The following is a 19,664-nucleotide window of genomic DNA, read 5'->3' on the forward strand; positions in this document are numbered from 1 at the left end:
CTCCACCACCGGCCCGTCACGTCCCGCATCGTACGAGCCGCGCGCCCCCCGGGGCGCGTTCAGGACGTGCTCACGGCCGGGTCACGGACGAAATCGGCATCATGTTGGCCGGGTCGTAGCGCACCCGGGCGCCGGGGTAGGGGGCGTGGACGACCTGGCCGCCCCCCACGTACATGCCGACGTGGCTGGCGTCGTCGCGGTAGATGACGAGGTCCCCGGGGCGCGCCTCGGACAGCGGGACGTGCCGCCCGGCGTTGCGCTGCGCCTGGGAGGTGCGCGGCAGGCCGACGCCGGCGCGCCCGTACGCCCACTGCATGAGCCCGGAGCAGTCGAAGGCGCCGGGGCCGTTCGCGCCCCAGGCGTAGGGCGAGCCGACGGCGGAGCGGACGGCCATGGCGGCCGCGGCGCCGCGGGAGGAGCCGGCGAGGTCCTGCAGGCCGCTGAGGGCGCCGTCCCCGGGGCCGTCGCCGTCCGGGCGCTCCAGCTGCCGGGTGCCGCCGGAGCGCGAGGCCCGGGCGTAGGCCTCGCGGTCGGCCGTCGGCAGGGCGTTGAGCAGGCGGCGCGCGGTGGCGAGCTTCCCCTCGACCTCGCGCTTGTGCGCCTCGACGGCCTTGCGGGTGCGCTCCAGCTCGCCGAGCATCCGCGCCGCCTCGCTGCGCTCCTGGCGCAGCGCCCGCTGGGCCTCGGTGAGCGCCTTGAGCTGCTCGCCCTGCCGGTCGGAGACGCGGTCGAGGGTGGCGGCGCGGTCCAGGTAGCCGTCGGGGTCGGAGGACAGGAGCAGCTGGAGGGCGGGGTCGACGGCGCCGCTGCGGTACTGGGCGGCGGCGATCATGCCGAGGGCGGTGCGCATGCGGTTGACGCGCTCCTGGCCGCGGGCCACGCGGTCGGTGGCCTCGGCGACCTTCCTGCGCAGCTCGCCGGCGTGCTCGCCGGCCTCGTTGAACTTCTCGGTGGCCTGCTCGGCCTGCTCGTAGAGCCGGTCCACCTGCGTCTTCACGGTCCCGCGGGACCGGTCGTCGCGGGCGGTGTCGGCGGGCCGTGCTCCGGCCGGGGGTGCCATCGCGGCCGCGGCCGTGGCCACGGCGGCGGACAGGACGGTGACCCGGACGGTCTGGGTGAGACCGGACTGCGAAGAACGGCGATGGGACGCCACGGCCTGCCGCACTCCCTTCCTTGCTGCGCTGTGGGGCGCGGTCCCCGGCGTACCGGTGCCGCAGCGCCAGACAGTAGCGGCGTGCTCACCCCGCGTTCAAAGACCTCGCGGGGTGGGAATGGGACGGGAATGCGGACGCCCCGCCGGAGACGCAGGTCACCGGCGGGGCGTGGAGTCAGCTTGAGCCACGGCGATTCGCCCGAACGGGCGGCGGGTCAGCCATTCGGCCCAGTCGTCAGCCTATGCGGACGCCGAACTGGAAGGGCATGTTGCCCATCGACTCGTAGCGCACGTTGGCACCCGGCTTGGGGGCGTGCAGGGTCTGGCCGTTGCCCGCGTAGAGGCCGATGTGGTGCAGGTCGCCGTAGAAGAGCACCAGGTCACCGGGCTTGAGCTGGCTCTGGTCGTAGATGCGGGTGCCGGCGTTGGCCTGGTCCTGCGAGATGCGCGGCAGGGTGACGCCGGCCTGGGCGTAGGCCCAGCCGGTCAGCCCCGAGCAGTCGAAGGAGCCCGGGCCGGTCGCGCCCCAGACGTAGGGGGCGCCGATCTTGCCCTGGGCGGCGGCGAGCGCGGCGGCGGCGCGGCCGGAGGTGGGCACGTCCTTGCCGAGGTCGGGGCGGCTGCTGCCGCCGCCGCGGCCGGCGCGCTCCTCGCCGCCCTTGCCGCCGTCGGCCTTCTCCTTCTCGCCGAGGACCTCGGCGCGCTCGGCGGCGGTGAGGGTGTTGAGCTGCTCCTTGGCGGCGGCGAGCTTCTCCTGGACGGCTTCCTTCTGCTCGCCGAGCACCTTGCGGGTCTCCGCGAGGTCCTTGAGCTTGCCGGTCGCCTCCTGGCGCTGCTGCTTGAGCGCGCGCTGCTTCTCGGAGATCTGCTTGAGGGTGTCGGCCTGCTTGGCGCTCACCTGGTTGAGGGTGGATGCCTTGTCCAGGTAGCTCTCGGGGTCGGAGGAGAGCAGGAGCTGCAGCGAGGGGTCGACGGCGCCGCTGCGGTACTGCGCGGTGGCCAGCGAACCGAGGCTGTTGCGCAGCTTGTTGATCTCCTCCTGGCCGCGGGCGACCTTGTCCTGGAGATCGGTGACCTGCTTGTCGAGCTTGTCCTGCTTCTCCTTGGCCCCGTTGTACTTCTCCGTGGCCTGCTCGGCCTCGTCGTAGTACTTGTCGACCTTCTCCTTGACCTCCGCCTTGGAGGCCTTCGGATCGGCGTGCGCGGCCTGCGAGGTGAGGGCGACGGCCGCGGCCGCGGTCGCGGTCAGCACGGTCACCCGGGCGCGGCCCGGCTGCTTGGGTCGACGGTGGGACGCCACGGAGACGAGCTCCTTCTTCCTCGGCCGCCACCGCACGCCGGAGGGCACGGTTCGGGCGGGACCTTCACCGTCACCCCGAATGGATGATCGACCGGGCGAAGGTTCGAGGCCCGACCTTAATGACCCCTGACTGATCCGTTCAAATCCTCATCAGAAAAATCTCTCGCCTCAACAGAAGCTTTACCAACGTGACACAGCCGGTGACGGCGGCTTGACGGTCAGGTACGGGCAAGTCGCTTGAGCAGCAAGGCCGATGCCACCGGCCGCGCGCCCGCCTTCGCGACGCCGTCGGCGACCTCCCGGTCGGTGGAGACCACCACCACCGGACGGCCCGGCGGCTCGGCCCGCACCAGCTGGCGGATGAGCTCGTCCGCGGTCACCCCGGGCTTGCTGAAGAGCACCCGCACCCCGCGCGGCGGCGCGAGCAGCACGGGCGCGGCCAGTTCGGCCCCGTCGAAGACGCACGTGACCTCGGCGCCCGTCTGCGCGGCCAGCATCGCGAGACCGCCCAGCAGGCGCAGCCGCTGCTTGTCCAGCGGCATCGTCGGATAGCCGGTCTTGGTGACGTTGTAGCCGTCGACCACGAGGTGCGCCTGAGGCAGCGCCAGCAGCTGGTCGAGCAGCGCCGGGTCGGTCTCGGACAGCGCGCGCGTGGCGATGTCCTTCGGGGTCATCCGGCCGGGCTCCACGGCGTCCACCGTGTCGGCCGGGTGCACGGAGGCGGGCGGCAGCGCCAGCTCGCGGCGCAGCCCCTGCGCCGCGTCAAGGACGGTGTCCAGCAGCAGACGCAGGCGCATGTCCTCCACGCTGCGGCCCTCGCGCACCGCCCGGCGGCTCGCCTCCAGGGAGGCCTCGGCCTCCGACAGCCGCGCCTTGAGCCGGCGGGTCTCCCCCAGCGCGGCGGCCTTCTCGGCCGCACCGGCCGCGCGCACGGACTCCAGCTCGGACTCCGCCTTGCGCAGGGCGGCCTCGCCGCGCCGCACGTCGGCGACCGCGCTGCGCAGCTTGCGCTGCAGCGAGTCGGTTTCCCTGCGGGCCGCCTCCAGCTCGGCGCGGACCCGGTCGGCCTCGGCCCGCGCCGCGGCCCGGGCCTCCGCCAGCTCCTCGCGCAGCCGCCGCAGTTCGCGCTGGGCCTCCTCGCCCGCGCGCTCCGCGGTCGCCCGCTGCGCCTCCTCGCCGGCCGCCGTCACGAGCTTGACCCAGCCCGTGGGCCGCAGCACGTAGGCCATGGCGGCCACGTCCTCCGGATCGGCGGCCGCGGGCGGCGAACCCGCGTCCAGCGCCTCGGCGAGCTCCGAGCCGGTCTCGCGCAGCCGGGCCGAGATGCGCTGGCGGAACGCCGCGTCGTTCTCCACCGCCGCGGCCATCGCATTGCCCGCGAACTTCGCCCGCCGGCCCGGCGTGAACCGCGCGTACTGCCGCAGCGCCGCCGGGAGTTCGGCCACGGTCAGACCGCCGAACGCCTCCGCCACCAGACCGATGACCCGGCGTCGCACGCCTTCCGGCAACGGACGGTCGAGCACCTCGGCAGCGCCGTCGGTCCCACCGGTGTCACCAGGCCCACCGGCCGCCTCCGCGCCACCCGTGTGCTCCACCACCGCTCACCGCTCCCGTTCTTCAGGCCTTCGCGCCCGGCCGGTCCACCAGCTCGACCTGGTCGACCGCGTTGCACCAGCGGCAACGCACGGACTCGATCGTCTCACTGACCACCTCGCGTTCCTCCACGCGCGGCTCGCCGGACAGGTCGAGATGAACGAAATCCACGGCTTTGGTCGTACGCGTCACATCGAACCGGGTGAGATTGCCGCACAGAGCGCAGCGCCACCGGGTCCCGGCTGTCGGCTGGGGAACGCCCATCGTGTCGTCCGTCCTCGTCAAGTCCATCGAAGTCCATCGAACTGCGGGTGTGCTTCCCGTAACCCTACGGCCTGATGGTCATGCGGCGCGGAGTGCGGGCCCGCTTCACCGGCCCGGCGAGGCACTCTGTGCGCTTTGCTGCCGGTACGTCATGATCTGCTCATGTTGGGAAAGGCCGGAAAGGCAGCCGGGACGGCGGCGTACGGGAGCCACGACGGGCACCGCCCGCCGGTACCCCTGGTCACCTACGCCCTCATCGGCGCCTGCTGCGCGGTGTTCCTCCTGGGCCCCGCGGCGGGCCTCACCTCTCCCCTCGCCGGCGGCCACGGCAGCGGCAGCAACCTCCTCGCCGCGCAGGCCGCCTACTTCGAGCGGTGGGGCGTGGTGCCCGAGAAGCTCTGGCACGGGCCGCCGGCGGAGCTCATCACCCCGCTCACCGCGCTCTTCGTGCACGGCAACTGGCTGCATCTGCTCGGGAACATGCTCTTCCTCTACGTCTTCGGCGCCATGGCCGAAAACCGGATGGGACGCGGGCCCTTCGCCCTCTTCTACCTCGCCGCCGGAGTGCTCGCGCTGCTCGGTTACGCCGCCGCGCACGCCGCCTCCGACCGCACGCTCGTCGGCGCCTCCGGGGCGATCTCCGGAGTCCTCGGAGCCTTCCTCTACCTCTTTCCCCGGGCCCGCGTCACCAGTCTCTTCCCGTTCCTCTTCTTCCTGCCGCTGCGGTTCCCCGCCTGGGCCGTGCTCCTCTTCTGGTTCGCCCTGCAGTGGGTCGCCGCCCGCGCGGCCGGCGACCGGCCCGGCGTCGCCTACCTCGCCCACGTCGTGGGCTTCGCCCTGGGCTTCCTGTACGCGTGGGCGAGGTACGGCCGTACGACTAGAGTGAGGACGGGGCTGCCCCCCGACCCCCGATAGGAGCCCGCAGTGATCACTTCGATCGTGCTGATCAAGACCGACGTCGACCGGATCCCCGAGATCGCCGAGCAGATCGCCGCGATCGAGGGCGTGAGCGAGGTGTACTCGGTGACGGGTGCGCACGATCTGATCGCCATGGTGCGGGTGGCCCGGCACGACGACCTCGCGGACGTCATCCCGGGCAGGATCAGCAAGGTCCCGGGCGTCGCCTCGACGGAGACGCACATCGCGTTCCGCACGTACTCCCAGCACGACCTGGAAGCGGCGTTCGCCATCGGCCTGGATGCGTAGCCGCCTGACGGCGGGCCGCCGGATCCACGGATCGCGCCCGGAACGGCACCGCCGATCACCTCCGGTGGGGGGCGACCGCCGTCGCGGCGGGATCTTTTCCGCCTGCGGCGGACCCCGTGCTCGGCCGACGCGCCGTCAGGCGGGGACGCAGCGTCCGCCCTCGGTCCGGTAGGACCACTTCGCCCCGTGGTGGACGAGTTCGCTCACCGCCGCCACGAAACGCTCCACGTGCTCGTCCGGCGTGCCCGCGCCGAAGCTGACGCGGATCGCGTTCAGCGGCGCGCCCTCGTCGGGCGAGCCGCACTCCCCCTCGGCGGAGGAGTCCGCGCCCACCAGCGTCCGCACCAGCGGGTGCGCACAGAAGAGGCCGTCGCGGACGCCGATCCCGTACTCCGCGGAGAGCGCCGCCGCGAAGTGCGAGCTGTTCCAGCCGTCGACGGTGAAGGACAGGACGCCCACGCTCGGGGCGCCGGGCCCGAAGAGCGACAGCACGCGCACGCCGGGCACCGCCGCCAGCCCCTCCCGCACCGCGGTGATCAGCTGCCGCTCCCGCTCGGCGAGCCGGTCGAAGCCGGCCTCGGTGAGCGCCTTGCACGCGGAGGCGATGGCGTAGGCCCCGATGACGTTGGGCGAACCGGCCTCGTGCCGGGCGACCCCCTCGTGCCAGTCGACCTCCACCTCGCCGGAGGCGCCCCGTGCGACGCGCCGGCTCGCGCCCCCGCCCGCGAGGTAGGGCTCGGCGTCGCGGAGCCAGTCCGCGCGCCCGGCGAGCACGCCCGCCCCGAAGGGCGCGTAGAGCTTGTGGCCGGAGAAGGCGACCCAGTCGGCGTCCAGCTCCGCGAGGTCGACCCGCTGGTGCGGGACGAGCTGGGCCGCGTCGACCACGATCCGCGCGCCGTGGGCGTGCGCGGCGGCGGCCAGCTCCCGTACGGGCCACAGCTCACCGGTCACGTTGGACGCACCGGTCACGCACACCAGCGCCGGTCCGTAGGGCTCGCGGGCCGCGAGCGCCCGCTCGAGCGTCTCGACCGCCTGCCCGGGCGTGCGGGGCGCGTCGAGGTAGGTCACCTCGACGTCCGCGCGCCGCTGCCAGGGCAGGAGCGCCGCGTGGTGCTCGGTCTCGAAGACGAACACCCGCGTCCCGGTGGGGAGGACGGCCGCGAGCAGGTTGAGCGAGTCGGTGGTCGAGCGGGTGAAGAGCACCTGGTCCCCCTCCCGGCAGCCGAGGAACGCGGCGACGTCCGCCCGGCTGTTCTCGAACAGCTCCGTGGACACCTGCGAGAGGTACCCCGCGCCGCGGTGCACGCTGCCGTAGTAGGGCGCGTAGGCCGCCACGTCGTCCCACACCCGCTGCAGGGCGGGCGCGCTGGCCGCGTAGTCCAGGGCCGCGTAGGTCACCTCTCCCCCGGTCACCAGCGGGACCCGGACATCCCGCCCGAGAACGGGCAGAGGGGTGCAAACGGACTGCTCGGAGGCAAGGGTGGAGACAGACATGGCGAACTCCCGTAAAAAGGCAGGCGAATTCCACCGCGCGACGGCGCGGGAGGAGAAAGAAGGGTGCGCGGAAAAGGGGCTCTTCGAGCCCTAACGCATTCGCTGAACCACGGAAGGAACTCCCTCGACAACCAGGATCCCTGGCGAGGGATCCGCGCTTGTCGCAGACCTCGCTGCCTGCGACCTGGTCATCACCCGGGGCACCCCGCCACGGAAGGAGGGTTGCCGGACAGCGGGCCGGGGCCGTGTCGCTGTCACTCGTGACCTTGGCCGAGAGTATGGCACACGTGATCGCCGGCCGTGAAGGGGCGTCCGCATCACGGACGCCCCTTCACGGCCCTGCTTCACGCCCTGCTTCACGCCCTGCTTCACGGCCCTACGCGTTGCTCGCGACGACCCACCGCTCCAGGGCCCGCCGCGCCGCCCCGGAGTCGATCGACTCGGCGGCGCGCGCGATCCCCGCCCGGATCTGCTCCGCCAGCGGCGCCTCGGTCGGCGCCTGCGCCACCAGCGCCGCCGCCGAGTTGAGCAGCACCGCGTCCCGTACGGGACCGGTCTCGCCCGCCAGCACCCGCCGCGCCACGTCCGCGTTGTACGACGCGTCGGCGCCCCGCAGCGCCTCCACCGGCACCAGGTCGATGCCCACGTCCCGCGGGTCGAAGGCCTCCTCGCGGACCTGCCCGCCGGAGACCACCCACACCCGCGACGTCGCGGTCGTCGTCAGCTCGTCGAGGCCGTCGTCGCCGCGGAAGACCAGCGCCGAGGAGCCGCGCTCGGCGAGCACCCCGGCGAGGATCGGCGCCATCCGGGCGTCCGCGACGCCGGTGGCCTGGGCCCGTACCTTCGCGGGGTTGGTCAGCGGGCCCAGCACGTTGAAGACGGTGCGGATGCCGAGCTCGCGCCGCGCCGCGGCCACGTGCCGCAGGGCCGGGTGGAAGGTCACCGCGAAGCACAGGGTGATACCGGCCTCCTCGGCGACCTCCGCCACCCGCTTCGGGCTGAGGTCGAGGTTGACGCCCAGCTTCTCCAGGACGTCCGAGGCGCCGCTGGCCGAGGACGCCGCGCGGTTGCCGTGCTTGACGACCTTCGTGCCGGTGCCGGCGACGACGATCGAGGACATGGTGGAGATGTTGACGGTCTTGGCACCGTCGCCGCCGGTGCCGACGATGTCCACGCTGGGGCCGGGCACCTCGATCAGCCGCGCGTGCGCGTACATCGTGTGCACCAGGCCGGAGATCTCGGCGACCGTCTCGCCCTTGGCGCGCAGGGCGACCAGGAAGCCCGCGATCTGCGCGCCGGTGGCCTCGCCGCGCATGATCCGGTCCATGGCCCAGGCGGTGTCGCCGGCGGTCAGGTCGCGGCCGGCGAGCAGGGCGTCCAGGAGACCCGGCCAGGAGGGGGCCACCGCGCTGTCGCCGCCTGCCGGGGTCACAACGTTCATGGTCCACGCTCCTGGTGGTCGGTCCGGAGAGCCGGGTTCGTCCCGGGGTCTGCCCGCCCAGCCTATCCACCCCCGCAGACAGCGAAGAGCCCCGTCCAGGGCCTGGACGGGGCTCTCACTGTGGCGATCGGCAATCAGCGATCAGTGTGGACCGGGCGGTGATCCGGGGATCAGTGGTGGCCGTGGCCGCTCGTGATCTCCTCGTACTCCTCCACGGTGGGCTTGGGGATCTGGGTCCCCTCGCCGTAGAAGCCCTTGGAGAGCTTCACCCGGAGGCGCTGACCGGCGCCGGCCTTGCGGGCCACGCCGTTCTCGTCGTACTCCGGCTCCAGCTCGAGCGGCTGCGGCTGCTCGTGCGCCGTGAGGGTGTGCATCTGCTCCTGCGTGAGGGGCTCGTGGACCTCGACGAACTCACCGTGCGGCAGGCGCTTGATGATGCCGGACTCGCGTCCGTGCAGCACCTTGTCCTTGTCGCGGCGCTGCAGGCCCATGCAGATCCGGCGGGTGGCGATGAACACCAGGACCGGGATCACGAAGAAGCCGATGCGGACGAACCAGGTGATGGCGTTGATCGACAGGTGGAAGTGGGTGGCCCACAGGTCGTTTCCACCACCGACCAGCATCACGAAGTACGCGGCGATCCAGGCGGCACCGAACGCGGTGCGCGTCGGGGCGTTGCGCGGGCGGTCCAGCAGGTGGTGCTCGCGCTTGTCACCGGTGACCCAGGACTCGATGAACGGCCAGACCGCGATCGCACCGAGCACCAGCGGGAAGATGACCAGCGGGATGAACACGCCCAGGACGAGCGTGTGGCCCCACAGGTTGATCTCCCAGCCCGGCATAACGCGGATCAGACCCTCGGCGAAGCCCATGTACCAGTCGGGCTGGGCGCCGGTGGACACCTGGTCCGGGCGGTACGGGCCGATGGCCCAGATCGGGTTGATCGAGGCGATCGCCGCGATGGCCGCGATGACACCGAAGACCAGGAAGAAGAAGCCACCGGCCTTGGCCATGTAGACCGGCATCAGCGGGAGGCCGACGACGTTCTTGTTGGTCCGGCCCGGGCCGGGGAACTGCGTGTGCTTGTGGTAGATCACCAGGATCAGGTGGGCCACCAGCAGACCGAGCATGATGCCCGGCAGCAGCAGGACGTGGATGGAGAAGAACCGCGGCACGAAGTCCGAGCCGGGGAACTCGCCGCCGAAGAGGAACATCGAGATGTACGTGCCGACGATCGGCACGGACAGGATCGCGCCCTCCATGAAGCGGACACCGGTGCCGGAGAGCAGGTCGTCCGGCAGCGAGTAACCGGTGAAGCCGGTGAACATGCCGAGGACGAACAGCAGGAAGCCGAACAGCCAGTTGACCTCGCGCGGCTTGCGGAAGGCGCCCGTGAAGAAGACGCGCATCATGTGCACGAACATGCCCGCGAGGAAGATCAGCGCGGCCCAGTGGTGGATCTGCCGGATGAGCAGACCGCCACGGACGTCGAAGCTGATGTCGAGGGTCGACTTGAACGCCTCGGACATGTGCATGCCCTGCATGGGCACGTACGAGCCGTGGTAGACGACCTCGTTCATGCTCGGGTGGAAGAACAGCGTCAGATACACACCCGTGAGGATGATGATCACGAAGCTGTAGAGGCAGACCTCGCCCAGCATGAAGGACCAGTGGTCCGGGAAGATCTTCCGCATGTTGGCCTTGGCCAGGGAGTAGATCCCGAGCCGGCCGTCCGCCCAGTCGGCTACCCGCTCACCCGCGGGCGCCTTGCGGCGGCCCGGCGCACCCGCGCCGGACTGGTTGGTGGTCGTAGTGCTCATCCGCGCTCCCAGTAGGCAGGACCGACGGGCTCGGCGAAGTCGCCCATGGCCTCAAGGTAGCCCTTGTCGTTGACCTTGATCCGCAGCTGCGGAAGAGCGTGGCCGGCCGGGCCGAAGATCACGCGTCCGCCGTCGGAGAGGTCGAAGGTGGACTGGTGGCAGGGGCACAGCACGTGGTGCGTCTGCTGCTCGTAGAGGCTGATCGGGCAGCCGACGTGGGTGCAGATCTTGGAGAACGCGACGATGCCGTCGGCGGACCAGTCGAGCTCGCGCTTGTCCTTGATGTTCTCCGGGCGGAGCCGGACGATCATCAGGGCGGCCTTGGCGATCTCCTGCTGGAAGTCGTGGTCCTCCTCCTTCATGCCCTCGGGCATGGCGAAGGTGAGGGATCCGACCTGGATGTCCTCGGGACGCAGCGGCTGCAGCGTGTTCTGGTTGATCAGCATCTTGCCCTCGGACCAGGCGGTCTTGCGGAGCTTGGTGCCCGGCAGCGGTCCGAGGTCGCGCAGCAGCATCACGCCGGAGAGCGGCACCAGGGCCAGCGCACCGAACATGGTGTTGCGGATCAGCTTGCGGCGGCCGAAGGCCGACTCCTCCGCGCCCTGCTTGAAGTCGGCCATGACCTTGGCCTTGACATCGGGCTCGGCGGCGATGGCGTGCCGCTCGTCGGCGACCTCCACGTCCGACATCAGGGTGCGGGCCCAGTGGACCGCGCCCGCGCCGATGCAGAACAGCGCCACCGCGAGGGTCATGCCCAGCGCGAAGTTCAGCGCGCTGATGTGACCGATCGGGAAGACGTAGATGCTCTTGTCGACCGGCAGGGTGACGTAGGAGGCGATGAAGCCGACCGTCGCCAGCATCGAGAGCAGGAACAGGAAGGCGACCACGCGCTCGGAGCGCTGGGCGGCCCGCTCGTCGATGTCCTGGATCCGGGGCTCGTGCGGCGGGAGGCCGGGGTCGGCGAACGGGTCGCCGGCCGTCTTCGTCACGGCACCGCCGTGCGCGTCCTGCGTGCTCGGCAGGTTCTCTTCTGGAATGTCTTGGCTACTCATGACTTCTTGGCCTTAGCGGTGTGGGCCGCGACCCAGATGGCTACTGCGATCAGCGCGCCCAGTCCGAAGATCCAGGCGAACAGACCCTCGCTGACGGGGCCGAGCCCGCCCAGCTCGAGGCCGCCCGGGCTCTCCGACTTGCTGCTGTTGACCGTGTCGAGGTACGCGATGATGTCCTTCTTGTTCTTCTCCGACATCGTCGTGTCGGGGAAGGAAGGCATGTTCTGCGGGCCGGTCTGCATGGCCTCGTAGATGTGCTTGGGGTCAACGTCCTCAAGCGTGGGGGCGAACTTGCCGTTGGAGAGCGCGCCGCCCTTACCGGTGAAGTTGTGGCACTGGGCGCAGTTGGTGCGGAAGAGCTCCCCGCCCTTGGCGATGTCCGCGCCGTCCGGGCTGTACTGATCCTTGGTCGGGACCGAGGGGCCGGCGCCCAGCGAGGCGATGTACGCGGCGAGCTGGTCGATCTCGGCCTGCGAGTAGATCGCCTTCTTGCGGGGGGCCTGGGCACCCTGCTGCTGGAGCGGCATGCGACCGGTGGCGACCTGGAAGTCGACGGCCGCGGCGCCCACGCCGACGAGGCTCGGGCCGTCGGTGGTGCCCTGACCGCCGGTGCCGTGGCAGCTTGCGCAGCCCACGGAATAGAGCTTCTTGCCCTCCTCGATGGCGAGGGACTGGGCGGTTTCATCGGCCTTGGCCGTGTCCGCCGGCGCGAACGCGGCGTACAGCCCCCCAGTTACCGCCAGCGCGAAGAGTAGGACGACGACCGCCGCCAGCGGATGGCGTCGTCGTGCGGAGAGCTTTTTCACGGATTACCCCGGTGTCAGGATCTTCTGCGTCGATCTGGACTGTTGGTCCGGTGCGGGACGGGACCGATTACTTGATCAAGTAGATCGTGGCGAAGAGGCCGATCCACACCACGTCGACGAAGTGCCAGTAGTAGGACACGACGATGGCCGCCGTCGCCTGGTGGTGGGTGAACCTCTTGGCCGCGTACGTCCTGCCCAGAACCAGCAGGAAGGCGATCAGACCGCCCGTCACGTGCAGGCCGTGGAAGCCGGTCGTCAGGTAGAACACCGAGCCGTACGGGTCGGAGGAGAGCGAGAGCCCGTCCTTCTTCACGAGGTCGGTGTACTCGAAGACCTGGCCGCCGATGAAGATGGCACCCATCACGAAGGTGATCACGAACCAGGTGCGCAGCTTCTTCACGTCGCCGCGCTCGGCGGCGAAGACGCCGAGCTGGCAGGTGAGGGAGGAGAGCACCAGGATCGTGGTGTTCGTCGCCGAGAACGGCAGGTTCAGCGCGGACGCCTTTTCCGACCAGAACTCGGTGCCGCTCACCGATCGCAGGGTGAAGTACATCGCGAAGAGGGCCGCGAAGAACATCAGCTCGGAACTCAACCAGATGATGGTTCCGACGCTGGTGAGGTTCGGTCGATTGACCGACGGGTGTGCGTGCCCGGTATCTGTTGCTGTTGCAGTCGCCACGACCGACATTATGTCGGTCGCTTATCTCGTGCTCACTCCGGGGGGTGCCGTTCGGTGTGTCAAGAGCATGTGCGCTGCTCGTACGGCCCAGTGCCGGGGTCCCCCAAAGGGGGGAACCGGACGTTCCGGGGCACCTCGCGGGCCTGACGGACCCTCCTCCGGAAGGGTGTTCGCGGAGTAGAGTCCGGCCATCGATCAGCTCCACATCAGATCCACAGCTGTGCCGAACACAAGCCTGGAGGAACGATGCAGCCGACGGCCACCGTGCTGGTCTACAGCGACAACGCGGACACCCGCGAGCAGGTCCGGCTGGCCGCCGGGCGCAGGCCCGCCCCGGACGTGCCGCCGGTCGCGTACGTGGAGTGCGCGACGCTCCCGGGCGTCCTTACGGCCCTGGAGGAGCACCACGTGGACGTGTGCGTCCTGGACGGCGAGACGGCGCCGGCGGGCGGCATGGGGGTGTGCCGGCAGCTGAAGGACGAGGTGTTCCGCTGCCCGCCCGTGCTGCTGCTCATGGGCCGCCCGCAGGACGCCTGGCTGGCCACCTGGAGCCGCGCCGACGCGGCCGTGACGCACCCGCTGGACCCGGCGGTCTTCGCCGACGCGCTGGCGGGCCTGCTGCGCGCCCGGAAGGCCGTGGACGCCTGAGGGGCGCACGGGGCGGCGGCTAGAGCTCGGGGCGCAGGCGGGCGGCGTCGGCGGGGTCGCCGCCCTCGGCCTTCCCGGTCTTCCCTCCGACGAGGGCACTGCCCTTGCGCCATTCGTCCCAGGCCATGTTCCAGTCGCCGAAGCCGTTGTCGAACGGCGTCATGGTCGCACCGGCGCTGCCCACGACCTTGACGATGTCGCCGACGTGCACGGTGTCGAAGAACCACTTGGCGTTGGCGGTGCTCATGCCGGTGCAGCCGTGGCTGACGTTCTCCGCGCCCTGGGAGCCCTCGGACCAGGGCGCGGCGTGCACGTACTCGCCGCTCCAGGTAACCCGGGTGGCCCAGTGGACCGGCAGGTCGTAGGAGTCCGCGCTGCCCTCGGCGATGCCGATGCTGGTGCCGCGCATGCGTACGAAGGATTCCCGGCCCAGGATCACCTTGACCCCGTTGCGCGTGGAGAAGCCCGGCTTGCCGGTGGTCACCGGGATGGACCGGACCTCCTTGCCGTTGACCGACACGGTCATGCTGTGCGCGCTCGCGTCGGTGACGGCCTCGATGCGGTCGCCCGTCGTGATCTGCACGGCCCTGGAGGGGCCTCCGTAGAGGCCGCCGCCGACCTTGATGCCGTCGAGGGTGGCGTGCACGTCGATGGTGGTGTGCGCGGGCCAGTACTCCTTCGGGCGGTAGTGCAGGGTGCGGTTGTCCACCCAGTGCCAGGCGCCCTCCACGGCGGGCCGGGACTCGACCCGCAGGGTGCGCTCGACGACGGCGCGTGCCGCCGGGTCCTGGACGGGGGTGCTCAGCTCGGCGGTGATGGGCTGTCCCACGCCGTAGGTGCCGCTCTGCGGGCCGAAACTGACGCGCAGGAGGCGGTCGGCCGGGTTGGTGTCGAAGCCGATCGTGCGGCGGCCCTGGGAGCCGTTCTCGTCCTCGGTGGTGACGCGCACGGTGTAGTGCGCGCCGGCGGAGAGGGCGCCGGTGCTGTGCCAGCGGGTGCCGTCGGCGGAGAGCTCGCCCTTGACGTAGCGGCCCGCCGCATCGGTCGCCGTGACGTCCGTGATGCGGTCCTCGCCCCTGGCGACCACCTCCAGGGGCTTGCTGGGATCCGCCTTCTGCCCGTCGCGGGCACTGGTGAGCTCCACCTGCCCGCTGGCGTCGTAGGGCTTGTCGGCCAGCGGGTTGGACGAGCCGCCGCAGGCGGTGACCCCCACCGCCAGCGCGGTCAGCAGCACCGCCCCGGTGAGCGCCAGACGGTGTCGACGTGACTGGGTCATGGTCACACCGTAGGAAGGATCGGGGCGTACGGCCTGCCGGGTGACTGCAAACGGGTGGAAACGGAACCGGGCCCCGCACACCGGATGGTGTGCGGGCCCCGGGACGGCAGCGGCCGTTCGTTACTGGTTCTGGTTCTCGCCTCGGTAGAACTCGAACACCCAGCCGAAGAGGCCGACCATGATGATCGGGGCCGAGAAGTACATCAGCCACCAGCCGAAGCAGATGCTCATGAAGGCCAGGGCGCCACCGACCGCCAGGGAGAGCGGCTGCCAGCTGTGCGGGGCGAAGAAGCCCAGCTCGCCGGCGTCGTCGGCGACGTCCGCCTCCTTGTTGTCACCGGCACCGGTGTCCACCCGGCGCGCGGTGAACGCCAGGTAGTAGCCGACCATGATGCACAGACCGAAGGCCAGGAAGAGCGCCGTCGTACCGGCCGGCTCCTTCGACCACACGCCATAGACGCACGCCATGGCGAGGATGAAGACGGAGAGCCAGATGAACATCTTGCCCTGGATCTTCACTTGCCGGCCTCCTTGCCACCCGCGAGGGCCTTCTCAGCCGCGAGGTTCTCTTCGAGCTCCAGGGCCGCGATCTCCGGGTGGTGCAGGTCGAACGCCGGGGATTCGGAGCGGATGCGCGGCAGCGTGAGGAAGTTGTGCCGCGGCGGCGGGCAGGAGGTCGCCCACTCCAGCGAGCGGCCGTAGCCCCACGGGTCGTCGACCTCGACCTTCTTGCCGTACTTGGCGGTCTTCCAGACGTTGTACATGAACGGAAGGATCGACAGGCCCAGCAGGAAGGAGCTGATGGTCGAGATGGTGTTCAGCGTGGTGAAGCCGTCGGCGGCGAGGTAGTCCGCGTAACGGCGCGGCATGCCCTCGGCACCCAGCCAGTGCTGCACCAGGAACGTGCCGTGGAAGCCCACGAACAGCGTCCAGAAGGTGATCTTGCCGAGCTTCTCGTCCAGCATCTTGCCCGTGAACTTCGGCCACCAGAAGTGGAAGCCGGAGAACATCGCGAACACCACGGTGCCGAAGATGACGTAGTGGAAGTGCGCGACCACGAAGTACGAGTCGGAGACGTGGAAGTCCATCGGGGGCGAGGCCAGGATGACGCCGGTCAGACCACCGAAGGTGAAGGTGATCAGGAAGCCGACGGCCCACAGCATCGGGGTCTCGAAGGACAGCGAGCCCTTCCACATGGTGCCGATCCAGTTGAAGAACTTCACACCGGTCGGGACCGCGATCAGGAAGGTCATGAAGGAGAAGAACGGCAGCAGCACGCCGCCCGTGACGTACATGTGGTGCGCCCACACCGTCACCGACAGGCCCGCGATCGAGATCGTGGCCGCGATCAGGCCCCAGTAGCCGAACATCGGCTTGCGGGAGAAGACCGGGATGACCTCGGAGATGATGCCGAAGAACGGCAGCGCGATGATGTACACCTCGGGGTGGCCGAAGAACCAGAAGAGGTGCTGCCACAGCAGGGCGCCGCCGTTGGCCGCGTCGAAGACGTGGGCCCCGAACTTGCGGTCCGCCTCCAGGGCGAACAGCGCGGCCGCCAGGACCGGGAAGGCCAGCAGGACCAGGACACCGGTCAGCAGGACGTTCCAGGTGAAGATCGGCATGCGGAACATCGTCATGCCGGGCGCGCGCATGCAGATGATCGTGGTGATGAAGTTGACCGAGCCGAGGATCGTGCCGAAGCCGGAGAAGGCCAGACCCATGATCCACATGTCGGCGCCGACGCCCGGCGAGCGGACGGCGTCCGACAGCGGGGAGTAGGCGAACCAGCCGAAGTCGGCCGCACCCTGCGGGGTGAGGAAGCCGGCCACCGCGATGATCGAGCCGAAGAGGTAGAGCCAGTAGGCGAACATGTTCAGCCGCGGGAACGCCACGTCGGGCGCGCCGATCTGCAGCGGCATGATCCAGTTCGCGAAACCGGCGAACAGCGGCGTCGCGAACATCAGCAGCATGATCGTGCCGTGCATCGTGAACGCCTGGTTGAACTGCTCGTTCGACATGATCTGCGTGCCGGGACGGGCGAGTTCGGCGCGCATCAGCAGCGCCATCAGGCCGCCGATGCAGAAGAACGCGAACGACGTGACCAGATACATCGTGCCGATGGTCTTGTGGTCGGTGGTGGTGAGCCACTTGACCGCATTGATACCGGGCTGCTTCTGGCGGACTGGCGGTGCTGCCGTGGCTGTCGCGGCGGCGGCACCCTGGGGTTCGTTGAGGATGCTCACTTGTTCTTGGTCTCCGCGTTCTTCGCGTGATCCGTCTGCGCGATGCCCGCCGGCTGGTAGCCGGTCTGGCCCTTCGCGGCCAGCTCCTTCAGGTGCTGCTTGTAACGCTCAGGAGAGACGACCTTGACGTTGAACAGCATCCGGGAGTGGTCCTGGCCGCAGAGCTCGGCGCACTTGCCCAGGAAGGTGCCTTCCTTGTTCGGGGTCACCGTGAAGCTGTTGGTGTGGCCCGGGATGACGTCCTGCTTCATCAGGAACGGCACCACCCAGAAGGAGTGGATGACGTCCCGCGAGGTGAGCACGAACTGAACCGTCTCGCCCTTGGGCAGCCACAGCGTGGGGCCCGGGTTGTTGGTCTGCTCGTTGCGCGTGCCGGGGATGCCGATGTCGTAGACACCCTCCGCGCCCTTCGGTGCCTTCGTCAGGAACCGGTCCGGGATCGCGTCGAGCTCCTTGTTCTCACGGAGCGGCTTCGCCGGGGTCGCGGCGTTGCCGTCGACGTCCTCCATGTAGTTGAAGGCCCAGCTCCACTGGAAGCCCACCACGTTGATGACGTGCTGCGGCTTGTCAGGGTTGGTCAGGAGCTTGTTCTCATCACGAGCCGTGAAGTAGAAGAGCACCGACACGATGATGATCGGGACCGCGGTGTACAGCGCCTCGATGGGCATGTTGTACCGGGTCTGCTGGGGTACCTCCACCTTCGTCCGGCTGCGCCGGTGGAAGATGACGCTCCAGATGATCAGGCCCCACACCAGGACACCGACCACGAGGGCGGCGGCCCAGGAGCCCTGCCACAGGGAGAGGATCCGCGGCGCCTCTTCCGTGACGGGAGTGGGCATTCCGAGGCGGGGGAAGTCCTTAGATGTGCAACCGGAGGCGGTCGCCAGGACAGCGCCCGCGGCCAGCGCCTGCAGCAGCTTCCGCCGCACCGGGCGCCGCGACGAGCGGTCGGAGCCGTTGGGACTCACGTAGCGCCTTCCCGAGAGTCTCGCCCGTGCGGCCGGCTGCGGCCGTCTCGCTGGTCGGTCGCCGGCCCGCTGCGGGCAGGGGTTTGGATGTTTATGCGGACCAAACCCTACTGGACGCTATTTGGGGCCGCGCGGGGAGGGTGCCCAACGCGCCGCGTCACTCCCCGAAGGGATGGAATCCACGGGTCCGGCGGCCGTCTGGGGGACCGTCAGACGGCTGCTTCGCAGGTCGGGCGGTACGCACCGGTCGCGGCGCGGCGGCAGGTTAGTTTCTGGGTGTGCCCTACTTCGACGCCGCCTCCGCCGCCCCCCTGCACCCCGTCGCCCGCCAGGCGCTGCTGGCCTCCCTCGACGAGGGCTGGGCCGACCCCGCCCGGCTCTACCGCGAGGGCCGCCGGGCCCGGCTGCTGCTGGACGCCGCGCGCGAGGCCGCCGCGGAGGCCGTCGGCTGCCGCCCGGACGAGCTCGTCTTCACCCCTTCGGGTACCCGCGCCCTGCACGACGGCATCGCCGGCGCCCTCGCCGGGCGCCGCCGCACCGGGCGCCACCTCGTGGTCTCCGCCGTCGAGCACTCGGCCGTGCTGCACTCGGCGGCGGCCCTGGAGGCGGCCGGGGGCAGCTTCACCGAGGTCGCCGTCGACCGCGCGGGCCGCGTGGCCCCCGGGGCGTACGCCGCGGCGCTGCGCCCGGACACCGCGCTCGCGGCCCTGCAGTCCGCCAACCACGAGGTGGGCACCGAGCAGCCGGTGGCCGAAGCGGCCGAGGAGTGCCGGGCGGCGGGCGTGCCGCTGCTCGTGGACGCCGCGCAGTCGCTCGCGTGGGGCCCGGTGGAGGCGGGCTGGTCGCTGCTGACGGCCAGTGCCCACAAGTGGGGCGGCCCCGCGGGCGTGGGCCTGCTGGCCGTGCGCAAGGGCGTTCGGTTCGCGCCCCAGGGCCCCGCGGACGAGCGGGAGTCGGGCCGGGCGCCGGGCTTCCCCGACCTGCCCGCGATCGTGGCGGCGGCCGCGTCGCTGCGGGCGGTGCGCCAGGAGGCGGCGGCCGAGGGCGCCCGGCTGCGGGCGCTGGTCGAGCGCGTCCGGGAGCGGGTGCCGGCGCTCGTACCGGACGTGGAGGTGGTGGGCGACCCGGTGCGGCGGCTGCCGCATCTGGTCACCTTCTCGTGTCTGTATGTCGACGGCGAGACGCTGCTGCACGCCCTGGACCGGGCGGGCTTCTCGGTCTCCTCCGGCTCCTCGTGCACGTCCGGCACGCTGGCCCCCAGCCATGTGCTGCAGGCGATGGGCGTGCTCTCGGAGGGCAACGTCCGGGTGTCGCTGCCGGCGGGCACCGCGGAGGAGGACGTCGAGCGCTTCCTCGAGGTCCTGCCGGGCGTGGTGGCGTCGGTGCGACGGCAGCTGGGTGCGCCGGAGGCGTCGCAACCGGCCTCCCGGACGACGTCGGAGCTGGTGATCGACTCGCTGGGCAAGCGCTGCCCGATCCCGGTGATCGAGCTGGCCAAGTCCATCGGCGACGTGCCGGTGGGCGGGCTGGTGACCGTCCTGTCCGACGACGAGGCCGCGCGGCTGGACATTCCCGCCTGGTGCGACATGCGGGAGCAGGAGTACGTGGGCGAGCGCCCGGCGGAGCGCGGCACGGCCTACGTGGTGCGGCGGCGCACGTAGGACGCGAAAGCCCCCGCCCCCGGGCGGGGGCAGGGGCTTTCGCGAACCGGGAGAACCAGG

The 19,664-nt window shown here is 70.8% G+C and carries 18 protein-coding genes and 1 riboswitch; of the genes, 4 read left to right on the forward strand and 14 right to left on the reverse strand.

All coding sequences use genetic code 11. The features are described 5' to 3' along the window. Positions 1–70 precede the first annotated feature (70 nt). From ACSNOG_RS10055 to ACSNOG_RS10070, 4 genes are all read right to left on the reverse strand, one after another. Positions 71–1,153 (reverse strand): NlpC/P60 family protein, encoded by a 1,083-nt coding sequence (locus ACSNOG_RS10055; protein WP_436752231.1) that lies wholly within the window; start codon positions 1,151–1,153, stop codon positions 71–73. 235 nt (positions 1,154–1,388) lie between these two features. Beyond that, positions 1,389–2,453, reverse strand: coding sequence for an NlpC/P60 family protein (locus tag ACSNOG_RS10060; RefSeq protein WP_436752232.1), 1,065 nt, complete (start codon positions 2,451–2,453; stop codon positions 1,389–1,391). 218 nt (positions 2,454–2,671) lie between these two features. Further along, the gene (locus ACSNOG_RS10065; protein WP_436752233.1) at positions 2,672–4,051 is read right to left on the reverse strand and encodes an NYN domain-containing protein; all 1,380 of its coding nucleotides are present in this window, start codon (positions 4,049–4,051) and stop codon (positions 2,672–2,674) included. Between the two features lie 19 nt (positions 4,052–4,070). Then, positions 4,071–4,310 (reverse strand): hypothetical protein, encoded by a 240-nt coding sequence (locus ACSNOG_RS10070; RefSeq protein ID WP_436752234.1) that lies wholly within the window; start codon positions 4,308–4,310, stop codon positions 4,071–4,073. Positions 4,311–4,472: 162 nt separating this feature from the next. Between ACSNOG_RS10070 and ACSNOG_RS10075 the strand changes: the two genes are divergently transcribed. Together ACSNOG_RS10075 and ACSNOG_RS10080 are read left to right on the forward strand one after the other, a co-directional pair. Then, the gene (locus tag ACSNOG_RS10075; RefSeq protein ID WP_436752235.1) at positions 4,473–5,225 is read left to right on the forward strand and encodes a rhomboid family intramembrane serine protease; all 753 of its coding nucleotides are present in this window, start codon (positions 4,473–4,475) and stop codon (positions 5,223–5,225) included. A gap of 9 nt (positions 5,226–5,234) precedes the next feature. Next, the gene (locus ACSNOG_RS10080) at positions 5,235–5,516 is read left to right on the forward strand and encodes an Lrp/AsnC family transcriptional regulator (RefSeq protein ID WP_168090983.1); all 282 of its coding nucleotides are present in this window, start codon (positions 5,235–5,237) and stop codon (positions 5,514–5,516) included. A 135-nt stretch (positions 5,517–5,651) separates the two neighbouring features. Here ACSNOG_RS10080 and ACSNOG_RS10085 read toward each other — a convergent pair whose 3' ends face one another. The 6 genes from ACSNOG_RS10085 to ctaE form a co-directional block, all read right to left on the reverse strand. Continuing rightward, complete coding sequence (locus ACSNOG_RS10085) at positions 5,652–7,010, reverse strand: aminotransferase class V-fold PLP-dependent enzyme (RefSeq protein ID WP_436752236.1); 1,359 nt, start codon at positions 7,008–7,010, stop codon at positions 5,652–5,654. 149 nt (positions 7,011–7,159) lie between these two features. Next, positions 7,160–7,276, reverse strand: a riboswitch (SAM riboswitch). A gap of 110 nt (positions 7,277–7,386) precedes the next feature. After that, positions 7,387–8,451, reverse strand: coding sequence for an anthranilate phosphoribosyltransferase (gene trpD, locus ACSNOG_RS10090; RefSeq protein ID WP_436752237.1), 1,065 nt, complete (start codon positions 8,449–8,451; stop codon positions 7,387–7,389). Positions 8,452–8,621: 170 nt separating this feature from the next. Continuing rightward, positions 8,622–10,271 (reverse strand): cytochrome bc1 complex cytochrome b subunit, encoded by a 1,650-nt coding sequence (gene qcrB, locus ACSNOG_RS10095; protein ID WP_436752238.1) that lies wholly within the window; start codon positions 10,269–10,271, stop codon positions 8,622–8,624. Beyond that, positions 10,268–11,323, reverse strand: a complete 1,056-nt coding sequence (gene qcrA, locus ACSNOG_RS10100; protein WP_436752239.1) for a cytochrome bc1 complex Rieske iron-sulfur subunit — start codon at positions 11,321–11,323, stop codon at positions 10,268–10,270. Before qcrA ends, qcrB begins: the two co-directional genes overlap by 4 nt. Further along, entirely contained in the window at positions 11,320–12,129 is an 810-nt protein-coding gene (gene qcrC / locus ACSNOG_RS10105; RefSeq protein WP_436752240.1) for a cytochrome bc1 complex diheme cytochrome c subunit, read from the reverse strand. Before qcrC ends, qcrA begins: the two co-directional genes overlap by 4 nt. 67 nt (positions 12,130–12,196) lie before the next feature. After that, entirely contained in the window at positions 12,197–12,817 is a 621-nt protein-coding gene (gene ctaE / locus ACSNOG_RS10110; protein ID WP_436720530.1) for an aa3-type cytochrome oxidase subunit III, read from the reverse strand. 237 nt (positions 12,818–13,054) lie between these two features. Here ctaE and ACSNOG_RS10115 point away from each other — a divergent pair, with 237 nt between their 5' ends. After that, entirely contained in the window at positions 13,055–13,456 is a 402-nt protein-coding gene (locus ACSNOG_RS10115) for a hypothetical protein (RefSeq protein WP_436752241.1), read from the forward strand. Positions 13,457–13,475: 19 nt separating this feature from the next. On the opposite strand, the gene ACSNOG_RS10120 is transcribed toward ACSNOG_RS10115, so the two are convergent. From ACSNOG_RS10120 to ctaC, 4 genes are all read right to left on the reverse strand, one after another. After that, complete coding sequence (locus ACSNOG_RS10120) at positions 13,476–14,732, reverse strand: Ig-like domain-containing protein (protein WP_436752242.1); 1,257 nt, start codon at positions 14,730–14,732, stop codon at positions 13,476–13,478. A 120-nt stretch (positions 14,733–14,852) separates the two neighbouring features. Continuing rightward, positions 14,853–15,251, reverse strand: a complete 399-nt coding sequence (locus ACSNOG_RS10125) for a cytochrome c oxidase subunit 4 (protein ID WP_436720527.1) — start codon at positions 15,249–15,251, stop codon at positions 14,853–14,855. Further along, positions 15,248–16,975 carry an aa3-type cytochrome oxidase subunit I gene (ctaD, locus tag ACSNOG_RS10130; protein WP_436752243.1) on the reverse strand — a complete coding sequence of 576 codons (1,728 nt, stop codon included), beginning with the start codon at positions 16,973–16,975 and terminating at the stop codon, positions 15,248–15,250. Before ctaD ends, ACSNOG_RS10125 begins: the two co-directional genes overlap by 4 nt. Further along, entirely contained in the window at positions 16,972–17,943 is a 972-nt protein-coding gene (ctaC, locus tag ACSNOG_RS10135) for an aa3-type cytochrome oxidase subunit II (RefSeq protein WP_436752244.1), read from the reverse strand. The genes ctaD and ctaC overlap by 4 nt, the downstream gene beginning before the upstream one ends. A gap of 278 nt (positions 17,944–18,221) precedes the next feature. Here ctaC and ACSNOG_RS10140 point away from each other — a divergent pair, with 278 nt between their 5' ends. Beyond that, entirely contained in the window at positions 18,222–19,604 is a 1,383-nt protein-coding gene (locus ACSNOG_RS10140; protein WP_436752245.1) for a cysteine desulfurase/sulfurtransferase TusA family protein, read from the forward strand. Positions 19,605–19,664 lie beyond the last annotated feature (60 nt).

The organism is Streptomyces sp. URMC 124, assembly GCF_051386455.1.
Lineage (GTDB): Bacteria > Actinomycetota > Actinomycetes > Streptomycetales > Streptomycetaceae > Streptomyces.

Bases quoted from the DNA above. Each gene is read 5' to 3' on its own strand.
- qcrB (WP_436752238.1), bottom strand. From the start codon at position 10,271: ATGAGCACTACGACCACCAACCAGTCCGGCGCGGGTGCGCCGGGCCGC.
- ACSNOG_RS10120 (WP_436752242.1), bottom strand. From the start codon at position 14,732: ATGACCCAGTCACGTCGACACCGTCTGGCGCTCACCGGGGCGGTGCTG.
- trpD (WP_436752237.1), bottom strand. From the start codon at position 8,451: ATGAACGTTGTGACCCCGGCAGGCGGCGACAGCGCGGTGGCCCCCTCC.
- ACSNOG_RS10085 (WP_436752236.1), bottom strand. From the start codon at position 7,010: ATGTCTGTCTCCACCCTTGCCTCCGAGCAGTCCGTTTGCACCCCTCTG.
- qcrA (WP_436752239.1), bottom strand. From the start codon at position 11,323: ATGAGTAGCCAAGACATTCCAGAAGAGAACCTGCCGAGCACGCAGGAC.
- ACSNOG_RS10075 (WP_436752235.1), top strand. From the start codon at position 4,473: ATGTTGGGAAAGGCCGGAAAGGCAGCCGGGACGGCGGCGTACGGGAGC.
- ACSNOG_RS10070 (WP_436752234.1), bottom strand. From the start codon at position 4,310: ATGGGCGTTCCCCAGCCGACAGCCGGGACCCGGTGGCGCTGCGCTCTG.
- ACSNOG_RS10115 (WP_436752241.1), top strand. From the start codon at position 13,055: ATGCAGCCGACGGCCACCGTGCTGGTCTACAGCGACAACGCGGACACC.
- ctaE (WP_436720530.1), bottom strand. From the start codon at position 12,817: ATGTCGGTCGTGGCGACTGCAACAGCAACAGATACCGGGCACGCACAC.